Below are 20126 nucleotides of genomic sequence, written 5' to 3' on the forward strand. Positions count from 1 at the left end.
GGTCTATGTATCTATAGTTAAAAAAAAACGTCCCTGTTGTTAAACAGAGACGTTTTTTTTTTGAGAATTACACCTCTAGTGGGAACATATGCGATGTATAGCGGTTTTTATGCGTTCCCTATCGGCATCCGTTAGGTTGGAACCAGACGGCAAACAGAGCCCATTTTCAAAAAGGGTTTCACAAACTTTACCTCCATAATACGGAAAGTCTTTACATAGGGGCTGCAAGTGCATGGGTTTCCATAAAGGTCTGGATTCTATATTTTCTTTTTCTAATGCGAGTCGGATAGCTTCTCTTGTAAGACCACCCGTTTTTAAGGGATCCACTAGAATCGCACTCAGCCAGTGGTTGGAAAACACCTCTTCAGAGGGCGCTACTTGAACAGTGATGCCCGCTATACCTCTAAATAGGTCGCTATAAAAAACGTTCATTTTTCTACGCAGTGCCACGTGCTTATCGAGGACTTGCATTTGCCCGCGTCCTATACCCGCACTGATGTTGCTCAACCGGTAATTATAACCTACTTCACTGTGCTGAAAATGAGGTGCGGCATCGCGCGCTTGTGTCGCTAGAAATACGGTTCTTTCTTTTACCTCTTTAGAACGACCGACCAAGGCACCACCTCCACTCGTAGTTATAATTTTATTTCCATTAAAACTTAGAATTCCATACTCCCCAAAGGTTCCACATTTCCTGCCTTTATACGTGCTTCCTAAAGCCTCTGCACTGTCTTCTATGACTGGTATTTGATTAGCTTTCGCAAAAGCGTGAATCTCCTCCACTTGATAAGGCATTCCATATAAATGTACGGCGAGAATAGCTTTGGGTTTTTTACCCTTTGCGATGCGGTCTTCCACCGCTTCTTTTAAGGCGGCGGGACACATATTCCAGGTGTCTTCCTCACTATCTACCATAATAGGCGTAGCTCCTAAATATTGTACGGGATTAGTCGTACCACAAAAGGTAAAGCTTTGACAAATCACCTCATCACCAGGTCCTACTCCTGCCTGAATCAAGGCTAAATGTATCGCTGCCGTTCCACTAGACAGTGCCGCAACATGAGTGTTTTCTGCTTGATATGCTTCTAGGTCCTTTTCAAAACCCGTCACATTCGGACCTAAAGGGGCTACCCAATTGGTATCAAAAGCTTCACTCACATAATTTCTTTCTGTACCCCCCATATGAGGGGAAGAAAGCCATATTTTATCTAGAGACATAGAGATTTTTTGTGTGGGCAAAGATAGTTTATAGCATATATCTTTTAAATGCCGTATAAAATTAGTTTCTTTTTTACTGAATTGTCGTCAAAAAATAGAACCGTAGCCTTAGCTATGCTTCCATTTTATTTCTAAACTGTTTAAAAACAAATTGGTATTAGTTAAAAAGAGATTGAATCGTAAGACATATGATTTTTATATCATACCAAACACTCTTTTTATTCAAGTACTCCAAATTCATTCTTACTTTATCTGGAAAAATGACTTGATCGTTATAGAGGAGTGGATGTTCTTGATGTGCCAGTAGTTCTTCTTCCTTGCGGTACTTGATAGCTGCCAGACTGGTTAGTCCAGGTTTTAAAAGTAGCACTCGCCTGTCCTCCCCTTGAAGTTGGTCGTAATACCCGGGAACGTCTGGTCGGGGACCTACAAATGACATGTCTCCCTTAAGAATATTAAAGAGCTGTGGCAACTCGTCTATTTTTGTCTTTCTAAGGAGTTTCCCTATTCTTGTTGCTTTAGCATTTTTTATGGTGTGCAACTTATATAGGGTAAAGGGCTTGCCGTGTTGTCCTATACGAGTTTGAGTAAAGATCCCGGAAGATGCTGTGGAGATAGCAGCGAGTAGGATCGTTAGGACCAAGACCGGTAGGATTGCTGTACCTAATAGTACCGCTAGTATACATTCCACTACAGGTTTCCTAGCCTTCCTCATTTAAATTAATTCTATCACTACGGCACCCCAGGAATAACCGACTCCAAAACCGACTAATGCGATCTTCTCTCCAGATTTTATGGCATGCTCTTGCTGAAGTGTTTTAAGTACAATCGGTATGCTGGAAGAAACTGTATTGCCACAAAAATCCATACGTACGGGAAAACGTTCTTTTTCTACGTCAATCTTTTCTCTTAAATGATTTAGGATATAGGCATTTGCTTGATGAAAAACAAAATGGTCCATGTCCTGCATTTCCAAATTGTTTTTTACCACATTTTTAAGGACCAAACTCGGCACGTTCACAGAAGTGAAATTAAAAATGGCGCGTCCTTTCATAAAAAGACTGGCGTCATCAGTGGCGGGCACAGGTGTATCATAGGCTTCTTTGCCCGTGGTATGTGGCTGCCTCATTCCACCAGCTTTAACGATTAGATTTTCTGCCCCAGAACCATCGGTTCCCAAATCAAAGTTTCCGATTTTTGCTGCTAAGCCGTTGACTTGATTAGAAATCAGTGTAGCACTGGCCGCATCACCAAAAATGGTGCGGTTGCCTTTATCAGATTTATGTAAAAATTTACTATAAGATTCCCCACAAACCAGCAAGACATTTTTGGCGATTCCCGAGGCGATAAGTCCTTTTGCCAGACTTAATCCATAAATAAAACCAGAACATCCTAAGTTAAAATCTAAAGCGCCACAGGATTGTTTTAAACCCAATCGGTCTTGCATGATACAAGCACTCGTAGGCAAAAAGTAATCGGGACTTTGGGTACAAAACAACAGGTAATCAATAGCATCAGGACCTAGCTTATATTCGTCAAACAACAGGTTTGCTGCCTTGACGCCCATATCTAACGAAGTCTCGTCATCAGCCGCTATATGACGCTCTCTAATGCCAATTTTATCAGCAATTTTTTCAACAGACCATTCCGGAAATTCTGCAGCGAGACTGTCGTTGGTTAAGATCTTTTCAGGTAAATAATAACTGATGTGGTTGATATAAGATTCGATCATCTTGAGATACGTCCTCCATCCAATTTACTGTTGGTTTCTGTATTCCATTTGGCAGCTGGTAAAAGCTCTATTGTAGCTCGGGACATTGTTGTGTTTTATCTAAGCAAAGATAGTTCAGTTAAAAAGAGATGGCCCCTAAAAAAATGATTTTAATATCCGCTCAAAAACTCTTTCTATGGGCATGCGCTGCCTTCCTTCTGAGCTCATCTAAAAAATGATTTGGTCGTTATAAAGTAAAGGCATGGATTGAGTTTTAAGCAGCTCTTCTTCGTTGTAGTATTTAATAGCTGCCAGACTGGTTAAGGCTGGTTTTAGCTTTAGTACTTGTCTAACAGCTCCCATAAGTTGATCGCAGTATCCAGGAACATCTGGACGTTGCCCTGCATAAAGAAATTTCCTTTTGTACCTATACAGCAGCTGAGGCAGAGCCTTGCTTTTTATTTTTGTTGCAGGTGTACCTGTTTTCGCTGTCTTCACAGCTAAAACGATTTGGTACTTACCTATGGTAAAGGGCTTGCCTTGATGGCTTGTTTTCATTTAGGTGAAGACACCTATGGATTTTGTGGAACCGCAGCACATACTAGTGCAATAAAAGAAATGTGTATAGAACCCTTAATAAAAGGATTGCAATACCTGTATGGAATCTACAAGGCATTAAGCTTATTTTATAATACGACCTGGATTCCCAACAACAGTTGCTCCGTTTGGAATATCTTTAATTACTACAGCACCTGCGCCTATAGTGCACCAATCTCCTATTTTAACACCTGGTATAATAACCGCAGCTGCGCCTACATGTGTTCCCCTCCCGACAATTACAGAACCACATAAGGTAACGTTAGGAGATATATGAACAAAGTCTTCTATAACACAATCGTGTTCTATAACCGCAGCCGTATTAATAATACAATTGGACTTGATCCTCACACTAGGGCTGATTATCGCACCTGCCGCAACCATTGTTCCTTGTCCTAATGTAACATTTAATCCTATAATGGAATACTTATGTATTAAAGCTGGTAAAAGATCATTAGAATTAGTTTCAGCTATCTCCTGTCTTATGTAGTTATCACCTATAGCGATTATATAGTTAGCTTTTGACGGTACGGATCTAATTACTTTATAGCCTTCAAAAGTACTTAATAAGTGATTACGATCAACAAAACCTGCTATTGCTAAATTTAAATGAAGTGCAATATCCAGAACCACCTTTCCATGACCACTTGCACCGTATATATATATATCATTCATTGGAAGAACCTTTAAAGGCTGTTGTTGTTGCTTGACCTTGTTGACTGATACCTTCAGAAATAAAAACCTTTTTTATAGTCCTAAAAATAATTTTCAAATCTAGAACAAAAGATTGGTGCTCTACATACCATACGTCCAGTTGAAACTTCTCTTCCCAACTGATAGCATTACGCCCATTGACTTGTGCCCAACCGGTGATTCCGGGTTTTACCTTATGCCGTTTTGCTTGTTCTGGAGTGTACAATGCTATATACTCTGGCAATAACGGTCTGGGACCTACCATACTCATATCTCCTTTAATGACATTAATTAATTGCGGCAATTCGTCCATGGAGGTTTTGCGTAAAAACTTCCCCACTTTTGTGAGTCGTTGATTATCTGGTAACAAGTTTCCATGCACATCTTTTTTATCGTTCATGGTTTTGAACTTGATGATTTTAAAGAGCTTTCCGTTTTTCCCAGGCCTTAACTGAAGAAAAAAGGGTTTTCCATCATTGGCAAATGCCAACAACACAAAAGAGACTAGGAACACAGGAGCTAAAATGATCAAGATCATGAGTGCTACTAGTTTATCTAAAAAGGGTTTGATAAAGCTATTATACATGGCGTTGATCATCTAGTTGTAACAGCAGGCTCTGGTATTCTTGTAACAAAGCCTCCCAAACCTCTCGTCGCTCGTATCGTTCTACAATCATTTTTCTGGCATTGGAAGACAATAAGTTCATGGTAGGGTCGCTGCTGAGCAATTGGCTCATCGCGGCAGTCAAAGACACAGCATCTTTGGAACTTATAATAATCCCATTCACCTTGTGCTCTATGATTTCGTTACACCCATTAATATCGGTAACAATGCACGGCAATCCCATGGCACCCGCTTGCATCACCACATTTGGGAACCCCTCTCTATAGCTTGGAAATACCAACGCATCGCTCATCGCAAAATAGGGACGTACATCTTGTTGGTAGCCTACAGAAATAATACTCGCGTTTCGATCTATTGCCTGTAATGTACTTTCTTGTAAAGGATCTAAATCATGTTCAAAAGGGCCTACTAACAGTAAAGTGGTGTCTTTTGCGGGAAAAGCTTTTCTCAGTTGCGTATAGGCTTCGATGAGTTCATTGATACCTTTATCTCCCACCAACCTACCTACAAAAATAAAAACAAAGCTATTTGTTGCGATGTTCAGTTCAGTCCTCAATTCTAAATTTTGTTGGATAGTGAATAAATTGGGGTCAAAATGCGACGTGTCTATGCCGTTACTACTAGCGTTACCAATAATTTGAAGCTTCTGCTGAGACGTGAGTTTCTCTGAAAGGATAAAGTCGTACAACCCTTTGGAATTAGGGTACACTTTAGTGGCGAACTTATAGGTGCATTTCTCCACCAGGTTCAAGAGGTTTCGCTTGGCACCCTTAGCCTCCATTAAAGGTAATCCTGCTACGGTATGCAAACGTAGAGGCACTTTAGCAAAATAAGAAGCCATCATGCCAACGATACCTGCTTTAGGAGTGTGTGTATGTACGATGGAAACTTGTTCCATTTTAAAAAACTGGTACAATTTAAAAACAGCTTTAAGGTCTTTCCATGGCGTTATTTGGCGGGACATCTCTATATGATAGGTAGGAACGTTTATGTGCTGTCCCAGTTTCTGTAAGGCATCTTTATCTGCAGAAACGGCCGTGACATTGAAATAGTTTTGCATATAGCTCAACTGCCCTTCTAGCAATTTTTCTAAAGATATAGGGACAGTGGTAATGCGGACTAACTTAGGGTTCATTTAGGTAATTTTCTATTTGTTGAACAAATTTATCAATCGATCTGGATTTCAACTCTTCGTCAAAAAATTTTCTGTTTCCTCTATTTTCTTTAGATAAGGCTTCCAGAATCGCCGTTTTCAAACTTTCTACATTATAAGTTGCCGCCTTGTAAACGCCTCTTATTTCATTGATATCTCCAGCACATAGGGTAGAAACCACCTTAGTATTCTGGGACATCATCTGTAGTAACACGTTCGGAAAACCTTCAATACGAGATGAAACTACACATAAACTTGCTTCTTTAAAAAAAGGGTAGACGTTATCAACGAAACCTAATAAATGAATACTGTCTTCCATACCTAACCGAGACACCTGACCTTCCAATTGCTTCCGCAAAATCCCATCTCCTAAGATGAGTAATTTTAAGCTTGGGTACTCTTTATTGATTCTATGAAAAGCCTCAATCAAAATATCAAATCCTTTTTCAGGAATTAATCTACCTGCAGAAACAATGAAGGGGAAATCAAATTCTCGTTCTTGTATAAAACGGTCAGGAGCGTCGAATGCATTTGGAATTACGCGAATATTTAAATTTTTACTAATATTCGGTAAGTTCATTTTAAACTGTTTTTTCATTAATGAGCTTTGACAAATCAATAGATCCAATTTTCGATAACCAATAAAATAAGAAAACCGGTAACTCAATAGTTTTAATCCCTTAAACCGATCAAAAATCGACGTTGATTCTCGACCTATTAAAAATTGAGTTTTTAATATCCCTAAACCTCTTAAAAAACCTAAAATACCAGTTAAATATACATGGGTACTGAATGTGACATCAGAACTTAGAGAACGAAGGATGGTGATAAACTTAAGGATACTATTTCCTGAAAAGTATAATTTGACGTTTCCATTCTTAATATATTGATCCCAAGGGCTTTTTAGGTCTTTGCTAACAAATATGACAGTTACTGAACTATTTTGTTTAAGGTAATAATCTGCCAAGCGCATCATGAGCTGTTCTGCACCGCCCAGTTTCGTATTTAAAAGAATAAAGGTAATCATCTAAGAATTGCGTTAAAAGATTAATTAAATATGCATATTTTAAAATATAAATTAAAATCGCTATGAATAATATAAATTTTGTTTCCACCACGAACTTTACCAAAACGAGCCAGTATGCTCTTTTTTCCAAAATTCAATCATAAATAAAGATAATTATAAACCAAATAGATAGGATTTGTTACATAAAATTCGATTTCTGTAACTTCGAAAATAAGATTTAAGAAATAAGCATATGACGGGCTAAAACAAATAATAGCTGCAACAATCCAATTAAAATACTTTTTATTATCGAAAACAGTAAGCCATATTAAAGCAATCAACGGGAGGGATAACTGAAAAAATCTTGAACCCAACGAGGGAATTAGCATCGTAAAGTTTACAAAAGACATCCAAACCATAAGAAATAAATATAGATTGAAAGCTTTATCATTCTGTTGAATCAAAAGTTTTTTCTTTATAAAAAATAATATAATAAGATTCACAATTATTCGCGGTGGCCATGTAAAAATAAACGCAAACCAAACTCTAGATTGTTCCTTGGTAGCCATTATTTCAGGATCTGTATATAGTCGAACTATTCTAGAAATGAATTCAGGAAGATAAGTTTCTAAAGATTCAAGAAAAAAGAACGCTATTTCGGATATTAAAAAACTAGCAATAAATAATACAACCCAGAATTTGTTCCACCTTTTAGTTAGTAAAGCAATGATAAGTATTAGTAGGTAGGCAAAAAATGAAACGTGAACTAATGGCGTTAAGCATGCTAAAAGCAAATATTTTTTATTGTTATTCTGAAAGATTTGAAAAATACAATAGACGCCAATCCATGCGGCTGTCCAAAACCTCGCTCCATTGATGTTGAAAATAGGATTACTCATTATAAATATGGTAGCTAGAAAAAAACCATATAAATCATTCCTATAATTCTCTTCTCTCGTAAGAAAACGCAACGATTTCAACATGAAAAATGAAAATACTGCAGCATAAAAACCAAAAAGCCAATGATAGTTATTTGTAAACCTACTTACAACAAATGCAACTATGGTCGCATAAATATCTTTATCACCATCATCAAATTCTGTATAATCAGTAAATATTAAATTGAATTTGTCCGTATCATATACTGCTATTCTTTCAAACTTTAATCTATAAGCTACTCCATCACCAGTATAGTCCCCAGATCTATTATCAGGCACGGTGAATGAAATTCCAAAAGCAATAGAAAATAAAAAAAATATTAAAAATGATGAATCAGCACCAATTCTTTTCAATGAAATGATAAAGCCAAATAATGGATTTATAAAAAAGATTGCAAGTTTGATAAGTGTATTCTTTTTTTCCATAAGTCATGTGAAAGACTGAATTCCAAATTTGGAGAAATTGCTACTATTAAATATTATTCCTCATATATATTATTATAAATAATATAAATTGACTTTAAATATTATTTGCTAAAAGTTCTTTTAGCATCCATTCTTGAGGGTTAAATTTTTGCTCATGCCATTTCAATTGAGAATCCCAATAGCCTGGACATCTATCATAGGCATTTATAGCAAATCCAAAGCACATTTCAATAATCAATGGCTCATTTCTTTCGTTGAAAACAAAATCATAGGCCATACACTGTAATTTTAAGTTTTTATTGGTATTAAAAGCTATCTCAACACATCTTATATCTATTTGATTGTGGTCATAGATTATATTACCACTACCAGATGCTCTAAAATCATTTTCTCTATTCAACCTTTTAATTCCGAAAACTTTAGACCCAATAGCAATGACTCGTATATCAAATTGATTGTTTGGAATAAACTCTTGATAATAGAAATATCCTTTTTCATTATTGTTTACTTTTAATTCATTTCTATTCTTTTTCAAAAATTTAAAAACTTTCCTTCCGAGTGAAAAAGGATTTTTATTTTTTTTTGCTAATCGAATTTTCTGATTTAAGTTGCCGAGGTTTCTTGGATTAGGATTCAACCCAGTTGAAAACATAATATCAATATATTGTTTTGCCTCACTCATTTCATTAAGTAATTTTACATTTGAAGCTCCAGCCCCTCTTTTCAACTTTACTACAATTGGGTACTTTATATCAGTAATATGCCTCTTAGCTTCGTATTGATCGTAAAAAACCATACTCGATATTATTGGAGCTTCTATTGACTCTAATAAATACTTCTGTGCAATCTTATCATCAAAATGCCATCTAGTATTAAAATTAGGAAAGCATTTGATGCCTATTATTTCAATAGAGTTCATGACATAATGAAAAACCAGCAAATCCTTTGAACTTGAATGATTCATATGCCAAATAAAATGGGTTACTGTTTGCTCTTGTAGTTTCTGTACAATATTTGAATCAAACGCATTTACCTTAATAAAGCTAATTATATTCTCTTCACAATAATCAATCCAACGCTCAGAAAAACTTCCTTTTCTATGGTGTATTGCAACTTTCATCTATTCAAATATTTTTTTATTATATCCTTTGATAAGTCGGAATGCGCTTCACATCTGATAAGATTGAGCTTAAGAGCCATGCCTTTGCTACTGGACCCTGTGATGCCCAACTTACTCAGAACACCTCTAACGTAACGATTAGAAATAAAAGATACAGGTGACCAAAAATTTAGGTAGCTAGTATATCTTGTTTTAACAAACTTATCCCATTCGGCATTTAATTTAAAATGATCATTTATGATTGCGTTAAAAGATTTAATTCTTTCAAAAATTAGTTGTTTTTCATCACCTTGTATCAAATTAAGTTTGCCTGTTACCTCTTCCTGCTTTATTGGGTGCAATTGAAGCGATAGTTTCCCTTTGATGATTTCAACTTCAAGTATCAATCCAATATACCAATCTTTGAAGGTTTTCTGACCCGTAAAAAGGAAATTGCCCAAACTATAATATATCGGCACCCCATTGTAAACTTCATTTCCGCTTATACAATGTGTATGATGTCCTACGACCATATCAGCTCCTTGGTCTGCATAAAATCTATATTGGTTTTGCATTCTTGGACTGGGTAAGTTATAGTATTCATGACCACCGTGTACGACAACAAATACGTAATCTGCTTTAGATCGAGCCTCGTTTATCTGATGTGTGTTTTTTATTAAATCCATTGGATTTGCTCCAGCACTTATTTCAGTTGCACTGGACCACTCGTTTTCTGCAAAATTAATAACAGCTATTATACCGTCTTTAGCATCTAGGTAAAGTATTTTTGATGCTTCGATTAAATCAATACCTGCACCAACGCTTTGAATATGGAAATCTTTACAAAACTCTAATGTATCAATAACACCCTTTTCGTCGTAATCTAGTATATGATTATTAGCTAGGGTAAGAACATCAACTTGTAACGATTGTAATAGCTGTAATGTAGATTCTTTATTTGCAATTATGTGAGGGCCAGTTTTTAAAATTTTGGAAGTGCTATTGGTAACAGGAGCTTCTAGGTTAACAATTTTAAAGTCAGATTCCTTGAACATTTCAATTAAATCAGCCTCAAGTAAATCCATAGATTCAAGTTTCTCAGCAATAACCAAGTCTCCACAGAATAATAATTTAGTATTTTCTCTCATTCTATTAACTTAATAAATTTATTTACCACGTTTGTAATATTATATTGCTCTAAATTTCTAACTATTAATTGATGACTATAATCCCTGGTTAAAAATTGATCTATAACATCTTTGTTTATTTGAAAAGAGTTTACAGAGAGAATAGGTCTTTTTGACAAAGCGTAATCTATCAATTTACTTGGCGATTGAACATCGGTATTATTTTCAAAGTTAATTAAAAAGTCTGCTTGACTCATAACTTTAAGTAATTCTAACCGTGGTATATACTCTTGGATATCTAATTTATCTTTTAAATGACTCTTGTATTTTGATATTAATATATCACTTTTGGTATAAACAATGAATTTAAAATCTATATCTAATTCGCATAGGTAATCCAAAAATGGACGCGGGTCTCTGATGCCTTTATAAAAGACACCTGCATAAATAAAAGTTATAGGCTTGTTCTGCGTATAAACTTGTGAATTATAAGAATCTTCAAAGTTAAATCCTTGTGGAATTACCTTTATTTTATTTTCAAATTCATTATAATAACCTTTTTTAGCCTCTTCAATTGGTATAGTCACATAATCAACTTTTCTAAAAAACCATTTTTCTATAAATTTAAAGTAAAAAAGCCGTTTGGTAAGTTTATTACCCATGTAAGGATCACCGCAGTCTGCAACCCATGTATTAATATTGTTTTGTTGAAACCAATTTGAAGCATAAGCAGCTCCCCAGTGTATCGGATGGGGTACTGCAATTGTTATTAGTAAGTCAATGTATTTCAATTCTCTTAAAACTTGAGCCACTTTGAATGATAATTCAATGTCAGGATATTCGATTAATTTCCTTAATAATTTCAAATAAACTGATTTAAATAAATTGGCCCTACCACTATGCACGCCATCACTATTTGAAGTAGCAAATTGCATAGCCCCTATATTTCTCACTTTCAAATTATAGGTTTTTTCAAATTTTGAATAATCGTGATTGCCCAAGACCGCATACACGGTTACATCATGTCCTAAACGCGCGAATTCTTTTGCCAGTTCCGTAGTACGCTGCGATCTTGGAGCTTGAGAAGGCATTAGCGTTCTAGATATGATTACTATATTTTTTCTTCCCATATTAAGTTAATGAGTTTTTCTATTATTCTTTCTGCTGCCTTCCCATCCCACAAGTCTGGCACTCGCCCTTTTTTCCAGTTACCGCTAAATAGCTTATCTAAAGCTGGTTTAATGTTTTTAGAATCTGTCCCAATGAGTTCGTTTGTACCCATCGTAACCGTTTCTGGTCGCTCTGTATTGTCGCGCAACGTTAAGCAGGGAACCCCCATGACTGTAGTCTCTTCAGTAATACCTCCTGAGTCTGTGATAACAGCAAAGGAGTTTTTAACTAAGTAATTAAACTCCAAGTATCCTAAAGGCTCTACAATTAGAAGGTTACTTGCCTTGATGTCTAAATCTTCAATTATTTTAGATATCCTAGGATGTACGGGAAAAACTATAGGTAATCCTCGTGAATTTGATATAATTTCATTCATCATCAACTCAAGACTACTAGCCTCGTCTACGTTTGCAGGTCGGTGCATTGTAAGCACAATATACTGCTTCTCTTTAAGATTGTTTACAGTGAAAAACAATGGCTTATTGAGTCTTTCAATGTTAGCAAGTAACGTATCGATCATGACATTTCCTACAAAAAAGATGTTGCCTTCATTTGCTCCATTGTTCAAAAGATTTTTACCTGCCAAGATCGTGGTGGTAAAAAAATAGTCTGTAATACTATCAGTTAACATTCTATTGATCTCCTCTGGCATGTTTATGTCAAAGGATCGGATACCTGCCTCCACATGTGCCACTTTTATTTTTAGCTTTTTAGCAACTATTGCACATGCCATTGTAGATGTCACATCTCCAACAACTAACACCAAATCGGTAGGATTGGCTAATAATTCTTTTTCAAAGGTTATCATGATGGCGGCAGTTTGTTCCGCTTGTGTTCCGCCTCCACTTCCCAGATTAACGTGTGGTTTTGGTATATTGAGCTCATTAAAAAAAGTTTCGCTCATTTTCTGATCGTAATGTTGACCTGTGTGCACCAAGCGGTAGCTAATTGAATACCCTTTTTTTATAGATCTTTGTATAGCATGTACTATAGGCGCTATCTTCATGAAATTAGGCCGGGCACCAGCAATTAAGGTGATTTTCATAGGATGGTGAATTATTGATACTTTATTAAAAAAATTATACTGATTTCAAATTTGATAAATCGATTTTACTACCCAGAAAACGATAATATTCATCTGAGAAATAACCAAATCCAGTAGTAAAAGTCATTTCTCCAAATACAGCTTTTCCTTTAATATCATAAAAATCTACCCTTACTTGTGGGAAATTTTGAGATAATTTTGTGGCTGCAAGTAACATTTGATCCAAAGATTCAGGCTTTGGGATATTAACACCACTATAGTGACGGTTGGCTGGATTAAAAGCACACTCAGATATATTATTCCATTCCAGATCATATAAAGATAAGGAATAATCATTTTTAGTTCTGTTGTAAACCACCAATATACATTCCGGAAGACCGTGGAAACACCATACTTTATAATCTACTAGTGAATTATCTATATCATTATGATTGATTAATAAACGCTCAGCTAAAATTCGAGGTTTGATTCTCGTGTAATGAAATTGAGCAGTAGTGAAACCATAGGTTGTTTTCAACCAATTAGCCAAATTTTTCCTAATTAAGCCCATATCTAGTGTACTCTTATCTTTCACGATAATAACTTGACCACAGGAATGATTTGCTTTCAAAACAAAAGAGTGTGGTAGTTTTTTTATTTCAAAGTCTTCTGCGGTTTCCCAACTAGCATAGAGCTCATTTAATAGGTGTTCGCAACCTTTAGACTTCACATACTCCCTCACTAAATACTTATCTGCACAAATGGTCCATTGTGTTGTATCAGAATAGAGCTGTAGCCATTGAATTTTCTCTATCAAGTCAGTAGGATTCTCCCAATTCGCATTTCTTCCAAAAGCAGCTTTATAGCTATTATTTGCGATCGCCCTAGGATGAATTTTGACCAAAATTAGAGCGCGATAATACGAAACTGATTTCCAAAAATAAAATAGTGTTTTATTTTTGGAAAAGATGTTTCTAATTAAAGATTTATTATACATAGTTTGTTTTTAAAAAATCCGCGATCAATGTTGTAACGATATTATAAATGGCTATTGGACTTAATTTTTAATGCTCTAGTGATTGCCCATCGTGTGCTCTCCTCTCTTATTTGATGCATTGCAATTTTATGATTTGGACCTCCTTTTCTTAGTCTTAGTATATTTACTATTTTGTAAAACGTCTTTAGGGTAAATTTAATTTCTACTGCACCAAATCCTGACAATAACCAACTTTTGTATTTGGGTAAAAAAGATAAGACTGAGTCGTTGACACAATCTAAATATTCTTTATCGTTCTTCAATATAGAATTTAATTCTAATAAATGATTATTTATAGAATCCGATTTGTCAATATCAATTGAATGCCCATCCCTTATCGTTGATAATGTACTAATCTCTACTTTATCATCAACAATAGTGATCATACCTAGAAGACCGTTATCCCAAAACTTCTTTCTAGGTGCTGCAGTATCAAAGTAAAAATTACCGAGACTATAGAAGATGGGCTTGTTTTTATAGATTTCTACTCCTTGTGGTACGTGAGGATGCGTAGCAATTACACCATCAGCTCCGTAATCAATAATTTCACGATATCTATCCCGCCACTCTGGCAATGGAACGTTCATATACTCTAATCCTCCATGTGGTATGACGTATAAATAATCACAGTGATCTCTATTTTGAATTATCAACTTATTAATTTCTGAACTATTAATCCATGCACATCCAACTTTATTCTTATCTGTCCATTTATCTTTTAAAGAGCTAAAATCACAGGATGATGCAGCTAAAAAACCAATTTTGATGGCACCAACAGTAATAATTTTTATATTATATGCTTCTTCCCAATTTCCAACACCAATAACGGCAGAGTTATTGAACGCTTTTGTAGTGTTTACCATTCCTTCCGGACCATAGTCAAGAGAATGATTATTAGCCAATGAAACGACATTAAACCCTAGACTTTCACACCATTCAGGTGAATTAAGCGATTGATTTAATACCGTCTTATTGGGCACATCTAATTCACCTAAAGGTAGTGGCCCCTCAAAATTTATAAAGTTTATATTACAAGAATTAATAATCTTCTTTAATTTTTCTGAGACTTCAATCCTCTCAGGGAAACGTGCACAAAAATCACCAGCAAATAATATTTTAACCTTTTGTTTTTTCATATTTATATTACCCTTATTAGATTGGTAGATCGAGATACGTAAAGGACTATTTTTTGAGGATTAAAGTTTTGAAAGGATCATAATAATTAAGTTTAAATAAACCTTGTGATAAAAATAACAAGCTATAAAATAGGATCAAATTAATTATAATTCTTAGTAGTAAGAAGCTAATGTGTTCACTTATATAAATCGCAACAAAACAAATTGGAACTGAAACCAGCATAGAATGAATTAGGATAGTAAGAATTTTTTTAATCATTGATATTGGAATTAGATTCATCTTCTCTTTTCTATAAATAAAATTAAATAAATACAGATGCCTAGAGGTTTCTATAACAACAAATAAAATTATGATCGTAATGGGTGGCCACTCTAGTTTAGAGATTAAGTAGCTTAAAGGTAAAAGAACAATTGCTGAAACCAAATGACTTTTGAAATACATCTTGGTGTGACCTAAAGCTAGCAAAACTGCTGCATAGGGTAATATCTGAAATATATCTCTAAAGAGTGAAACTCTAAAAAAAGGAGTTGAAGAACTGTAAAGCTTACCATAAACAAAAATCATTATTTGTTCACCAAAGACAAAGCAAAATACAACCATGGGTAATAAGACTAAAACGGCCCTTTTAACCGCGGAATTATAACTGAATAACGCACCTGCCAAATTACTATCTTTCTGTGCTTTAGAAAATAATGGTAGTAGAACACCCTTTAATGAAGTACCAACCATAGCTATCATAGGAAGTGACAGAAATCCATTTGAGAATTCAGCAAATTTTTCCGTTCCATAATAGCGACTTATAAAGAATTGATTTGAAGAAGCGATGAAAAAACCTACTATACTAGCAGCCATTAAAGGTGTTGAATAATTGAATACCGTTGAATAAAATTTCTCAATACGTTTTTTAGCAATCCCAAAATATGGCTTACTCTTCATATACATGGCGTATATGAAGATTACAAAGGATGCAGCACCCCATCCCATAATGGCGACCACATAATCACCTTTGATATATACTACTGGTAAGACAATACAAGCTAGCATTAACAATTTACTAATTGTATTATAAATAGCGATATCCTTAGTGCGCCTTAAGGCTGTATACAGTCCTTCAACTCCTAACGTAGGTAAAGTAAATAATGGAAATATAGAAAATACCTTTAAACCTCTCGCAAGCTCTCTATTCTGCAAAATATCTGCAATTAGGTCAGACGAAAGAAAAAGTAATAAGGAGAAACAACAGCCTAAAACAACGAATAAAGTATTGATTTTATTGACAAAATACTTCCCTTCCTCATTACTGTATCTAGGAATAAAATAAGCAAAAACACTGGGTAAGCCTACAGTAAAGATGGTTTGCAACGTGCCATATACATATAAAATCTGCCTATAAGTTCCATACTCTGTTTTATCAAAATATCTAGATAATATTGCGGAACTCAAAAATGCAAGTGCCAAGGAACTAAAACTACTAATTGCTAGCCATAATGCCTGTTGCGTATTACTATTAGACCCTTTGTTTTTTTGAAAAATCATGGAACAAATCTTACTTCAAGAAATTATAATTTAGCGCCAGCCTTATCCCCTAGAACACCCTTAACGTCATAAATAGCAACCTTATCAGCAGATATGGCACTTAAATCTAATTCTAAAAACTCCTTATGAGCAACGGCTAAGATTATAGAATCATACTTCTCACTTCCTAAGACCTTTAAATTGCGCACCCCATATTCCTGTTCTACCTCATCTGGGTTTGCCAAAGGATCTAAAACAGTAACGTCTACACCGTACTCTTTTAAATTACTAATAACATCAATAACTTTGGTATTGCGTACATCTGGACAGTTTTCTTTGAATGTGATTCCTAATACTAAGACTTTTGAATTTTTAACTTTAATATCTTTGGAAAGCATCAACTTCACCACTTCACCAGCGACATAGTGCCCCATACTGTCATTCATGCGTCTTCCCGCCAAAATAATTTCGGGATGATAGCCTACTTCTTGTGCTTTTTGAGCTAAATAGTAGGGGTCTACCCCTATACAATGACCACCTACCAATCCAGGCTTGAAGGGTAGGAAGTTCCATTTTGTGGCTGCCGCTGCCAAAACGGCGTGGGTATCAATATCCAATAAATTAAAAATCTTTGCTAACTCGTTGACAAAGGCGATGTTGATATCCCGCTGTGCATTTTCTATTACTTTAGCCGCCTCAGCCACTTTAATAGTGGGAGCCAGGTGTGTTCCTGCAGTAATCACATCTTTGTAAAGCGCATCTACTTCTATTCCTATTTCTGGCGTACTACCAGCGGTAACTTTAAGTATTTTATCTATCGTATGCTCTTTATCGCCTGGGTTGATGCGTTCTGGAGAATAGCCTACATAAAAATCAATATTAAATTTAAGACCGCTCATTTTTTCTAGCACAGGCACACATTCCTCCTCTGTCGCACCCGGATATACGGTAGATTCATAAATCACGATACCTCCCTTTTTGAGTACAGATCCCACACTTTCACTTGCTTTGTAAAGCGGTGTTAAATCTGGTCGGTTATTTTTATCTACTGGTGTAGGCACCGTTACTATATAGACATTAGAGTCTGCTATATCATCAATCTCTGTGGTGCAATACAAGCCATTCTCATTGCTTTTTTCTTTTTTAAGCACCTTTAAAAGCACCTCGCTTTCAACTTCTAGCGTGCTGTCTATACCCGTAATTAATTCTGCCACTCTAGCTTTATTGATATCAAAACCTATCACATTATATTTTGTTGCAAAAAGTCTAGCTAGAGGTAAACCTACATATCCTAAACCTACTATTGTAATTTTTTTTCTCATAAGAACGCGGTTGATTTTTTTGCTTTCGCGAAAGCGGTATTTATAAATTACAGATGAGACCAGTACCATTCTACTGCTTTATCCAGCCCTGCCTTTAAATTAAATTGAGGTTGATAATCTAATAATCTCTTTGCTTTATCAATAGAAGCCAAAGAATGAGGTACATCTCCTACACGTAATGGGCCATAGGTAGTTTCTACATCTAAGATTGCTTTATCCTGTTTAGATAAAGACTGCTTTAATAAATCGATCAACATATTAAGATCTGTACGATCACCATAAGCCACATTAAAAACGGTATTCACTGCCTCTGGATTCTCAGAAAGCATCGCCTTTTCGTTGGCCTGTATCACATTGTCTATATAGGTGAAATCTCTAGAATAGGTGCCGTCACCATTAATGACAGGTGATTGCTTATTCATTAACTGCTTGGTAAATAAAGGAATTACCGCTGCATAAGCTCCATTAGGATCTTGCCTTCTTCCGAACACATTAAAATATCTTAATCCTATGGTGTTGAAACCGTAGGTTTTATAAAAAACATCGGCATAGAGCTCATTGACATATTTTGTTATGGCATAGGGTGATAAAGGCTTCCCGATCACCTCCTCTACTTTAGGCATACTTTTAGAATCGCCATAAGTCGAAGAACTTGCCGCATAGACCATTTTCTTTACGCCAGCTTCTTTGCAGGCGACGAGCATATTCAAGAATCCATTGACATTGACCTCATTAGAACTAATTGGGTCTGTGATAGATCGAGGGACACTTCCTAAGGCTGCTTGGTGCAGTACATAATCCCTTCCTGAAACTGCTTTATGGCACGTATCTATATCACGAATATCTCCTTTTATAAAACTGAAATTCTCTTTCTCCTGAAGCGGGTCAATATTACTCATGTGACCAGTAGCAAGGTTATCAAGACCTAACACATCATATCCTTTTCCTACAAAGTATTCACAAAGATTACTCCCTATAAATCCCGCAGCACCCGTAACTAATATTTTCATTATCTCCCTTTTTAATTGGTATCGTCTTATTTATTTCTCTAGTATCAGTTTGGTCCCTAAACTATTTAAAATAAGAATGGTTTGGTTCCCTTTTTGTTCTTTAAAGGTGGCTGTTTGCCCTTTAAAAACCCCTTCTTTTAGGATGAGGCGGTCGCCAGGCGCAAAAGTTGCTAAGCGCACTTCTTTATAGGTATCGCTCAACATTTCTTTAAGGGTTGCCATTTCTTCCTCTCGTACCACAGCTGGTTTCCCCAACCAAAACAAGTAACGTACTACACCAGGCACCTCAAAAACGGCTGCCCGTTGTACTTCGGCTAGCTGTACAAACACATAGGAACTAAAGAGCGGCAGGGTGACTTTTTTTTTACGGTCACTCCATTGTCTTAGGGAAGTGACTAAAGGACAATACACCGTGATGCCTGCTGCGGCTAAACGTTCTGCTACCTTTACTTCATTTTTTGGTTTTGTATACAGGACCAACCAATTCATTTGTGTGTTGTTTAGTTTCTATGCCTTAATGGTAGACTCATCCACTGTAATACTGTTTATTAAGAGTTTTTATTACCAAGAATTGCTGTGGCCAAAGCAGAGCTACGCCCTTGTAAGTCCCATTTTTATTTTAGAACCCCCATGCTAATGCGCACTTTATCGAACTTTTTTACTCCTTATAGGCAAAATACTAAAAATCAAGGCTTTTACCGCTTTTAATCTGAGTTATTTTCTTCCTATGTACTACTTTGATTTCTAACTTTGGTTCTTCTGCGTATTTTCTTTTAATGCTTTCGCAACAGTATAGGGATACGTCCCCTTTCCACTTGTCCTAAGCACCTTCCTTAACGCATCCTAAGGTTTACGTACGGCTAGATACAGTTCCCTTATACCTATGGAATACCACACCAACCATAGGCTTACCAGCTTTAGCAGCTGTTTAAGGGTGGAGCTAATCGTTTACAAATTTAAAACGCTTTTTTACCGTTTCTTTAAGGTTTCCCGTAAAGAACTGAAAGGAGTTGCTTTATTCTTGTTATTGCTCTATTTTAAAGGGGATTGCATTTGATTTTATGGAATAAAGTCCTCTTGTTTTGTTCTAGCAGTAAGGTGTGAATTTTACATACGCAAAAACAGCATCAGCCTTTACCTGTGGTATACACCTCAAAACCTATGCCTTTTAACTCCTCGCGATCTAATAACATGCGGCCATCAAACAAAAATGCTGGTTTTAACATTTTGTCATATATGCTTTTCCAGTTGTACTCCTTGAATTCATCCCACTCTGTCAATACAGCCGTAGCATGTGCTTTTTCAACCGCATCCATAGG

20 protein-coding genes are annotated in these 20126 nt (G+C 35.8%); all 20 read right to left on the reverse strand.

All coding sequences use genetic code 11. From position 1 onward, the window contains the following. Positions 1-75 precede the first annotated feature (75 nt). Complete coding sequence (locus ACJAT0_RS05940; RefSeq protein WP_415180915.1) at positions 76-1218, reverse strand: DegT/DnrJ/EryC1/StrS family aminotransferase; 1143 nt, start codon at positions 1216-1218, stop codon at positions 76-78. A gap of 157 nt (positions 1219-1375) precedes the next feature. After that, positions 1376-1933 carry a sugar transferase gene (locus tag ACJAT0_RS05945; protein WP_415180916.1) on the reverse strand — a complete coding sequence of 186 codons (558 nt, stop codon included), beginning with the start codon at positions 1931-1933 and terminating at the stop codon, positions 1376-1378. Next, on the reverse strand, positions 1934-2950 hold the full coding sequence (locus ACJAT0_RS05950) for a 3-oxoacyl-ACP synthase III family protein (protein ID WP_415180917.1): 1017 nt from the start codon (positions 2948-2950) through the stop codon (positions 1934-1936). Positions 2951-3157: 207 nt separating this feature from the next. Further along, positions 3158-3487, reverse strand: coding sequence for a hypothetical protein (locus ACJAT0_RS05955; RefSeq protein ID WP_415180918.1), 330 nt, complete (start codon positions 3485-3487; stop codon positions 3158-3160). Between the two features lie 123 nt (positions 3488-3610). Continuing rightward, positions 3611-4201, reverse strand: coding sequence for an acetyltransferase (locus ACJAT0_RS05960; RefSeq protein ID WP_415180919.1), 591 nt, complete (start codon positions 4199-4201; stop codon positions 3611-3613). Further along, positions 4194-4805, reverse strand: coding sequence for a sugar transferase (locus ACJAT0_RS05965; RefSeq protein WP_415180933.1), 612 nt, complete (start codon positions 4803-4805; stop codon positions 4194-4196). Before ACJAT0_RS05965 ends, ACJAT0_RS05960 begins: the two co-directional genes overlap by 8 nt. Further along, the gene (locus tag ACJAT0_RS05970; protein WP_415180920.1) at positions 4798-5979 is read right to left on the reverse strand and encodes a glycosyltransferase family 4 protein; all 1182 of its coding nucleotides are present in this window, start codon (positions 5977-5979) and stop codon (positions 4798-4800) included. The genes ACJAT0_RS05965 and ACJAT0_RS05970 overlap by 8 nt, the downstream gene beginning before the upstream one ends. After that, positions 5969-7024, reverse strand: a complete 1056-nt coding sequence (locus ACJAT0_RS05975; RefSeq protein ID WP_415180921.1) for a glycosyltransferase — start codon at positions 7022-7024, stop codon at positions 5969-5971. The genes ACJAT0_RS05970 and ACJAT0_RS05975 overlap by 11 nt, the downstream gene beginning before the upstream one ends. Before the next feature lie 137 nt (positions 7025-7161). Further along, positions 7162-8367 carry an EpsG family protein gene (locus tag ACJAT0_RS05980; protein WP_415180922.1) on the reverse strand — a complete coding sequence of 402 codons (1206 nt, stop codon included), beginning with the start codon at positions 8365-8367 and terminating at the stop codon, positions 7162-7164. 94 nt (positions 8368-8461) lie between these two features. After that, the gene (locus tag ACJAT0_RS05985) at positions 8462-9487 is read right to left on the reverse strand and encodes an ATP-grasp domain-containing protein (protein ID WP_415180923.1); all 1026 of its coding nucleotides are present in this window, start codon (positions 9485-9487) and stop codon (positions 8462-8464) included. After that, a complete protein-coding gene (locus tag ACJAT0_RS05990; RefSeq protein ID WP_415180924.1) occupies positions 9484-10614 on the reverse strand; it encodes a CapA family protein in 1131 nt (376 codons plus the stop codon). Before ACJAT0_RS05990 ends, ACJAT0_RS05985 begins: the two co-directional genes overlap by 4 nt. After that, on the reverse strand, positions 10611-11723 hold the full coding sequence (locus tag ACJAT0_RS05995) for a hypothetical protein (protein WP_415180925.1): 1113 nt from the start codon (positions 11721-11723) through the stop codon (positions 10611-10613). Before ACJAT0_RS05995 ends, ACJAT0_RS05990 begins: the two co-directional genes overlap by 4 nt. After that, positions 11705-12808 (reverse strand): non-hydrolyzing UDP-N-acetylglucosamine 2-epimerase, encoded by a 1104-nt coding sequence (gene wecB, locus ACJAT0_RS06000; RefSeq protein WP_415180926.1) that lies wholly within the window; start codon positions 12806-12808, stop codon positions 11705-11707. The genes ACJAT0_RS05995 and wecB overlap by 19 nt, the downstream gene beginning before the upstream one ends. Before the next feature lie 34 nt (positions 12809-12842). Continuing rightward, entirely contained in the window at positions 12843-13784 is a 942-nt protein-coding gene (locus tag ACJAT0_RS06005) for an ATP-grasp fold amidoligase family protein (protein WP_415180927.1), read from the reverse strand. Between the two features lie 41 nt (positions 13785-13825). Beyond that, entirely contained in the window at positions 13826-14959 is a 1134-nt protein-coding gene (locus ACJAT0_RS06010; protein ID WP_415180928.1) for a CapA family protein, read from the reverse strand. Positions 14960-15005: 46 nt separating this feature from the next. Next, complete coding sequence (locus tag ACJAT0_RS06015) at positions 15006-16496, reverse strand: lipopolysaccharide biosynthesis protein (protein ID WP_415180929.1); 1491 nt, start codon at positions 16494-16496, stop codon at positions 15006-15008. A gap of 23 nt (positions 16497-16519) precedes the next feature. Beyond that, positions 16520-17797, reverse strand: a complete 1278-nt coding sequence (locus ACJAT0_RS06020; protein WP_415180930.1) for a nucleotide sugar dehydrogenase — start codon at positions 17795-17797, stop codon at positions 16520-16522. Positions 17798-17844: 47 nt separating this feature from the next. Continuing rightward, the gene (locus ACJAT0_RS06025) at positions 17845-18810 is read right to left on the reverse strand and encodes an SDR family oxidoreductase (protein ID WP_415180934.1); all 966 of its coding nucleotides are present in this window, start codon (positions 18808-18810) and stop codon (positions 17845-17847) included. Between the two features lie 27 nt (positions 18811-18837). After that, positions 18838-19296 (reverse strand): UpxY family transcription antiterminator, encoded by a 459-nt coding sequence (locus tag ACJAT0_RS06030; RefSeq protein WP_415180931.1) that lies wholly within the window; start codon positions 19294-19296, stop codon positions 18838-18840. Positions 19297-19934: 638 nt separating this feature from the next. Next, the coding region (locus tag ACJAT0_RS06035) for a UDP binding domain-containing protein (RefSeq protein WP_415180932.1) at positions 19935-20126 on the reverse strand (192 nt) is incomplete at its 5' end.

The organism is Nonlabens sp., from assembly GCF_047636915.1.
GTDB lineage: Bacteria > Bacteroidota > Bacteroidia > Flavobacteriales > Flavobacteriaceae > Nonlabens.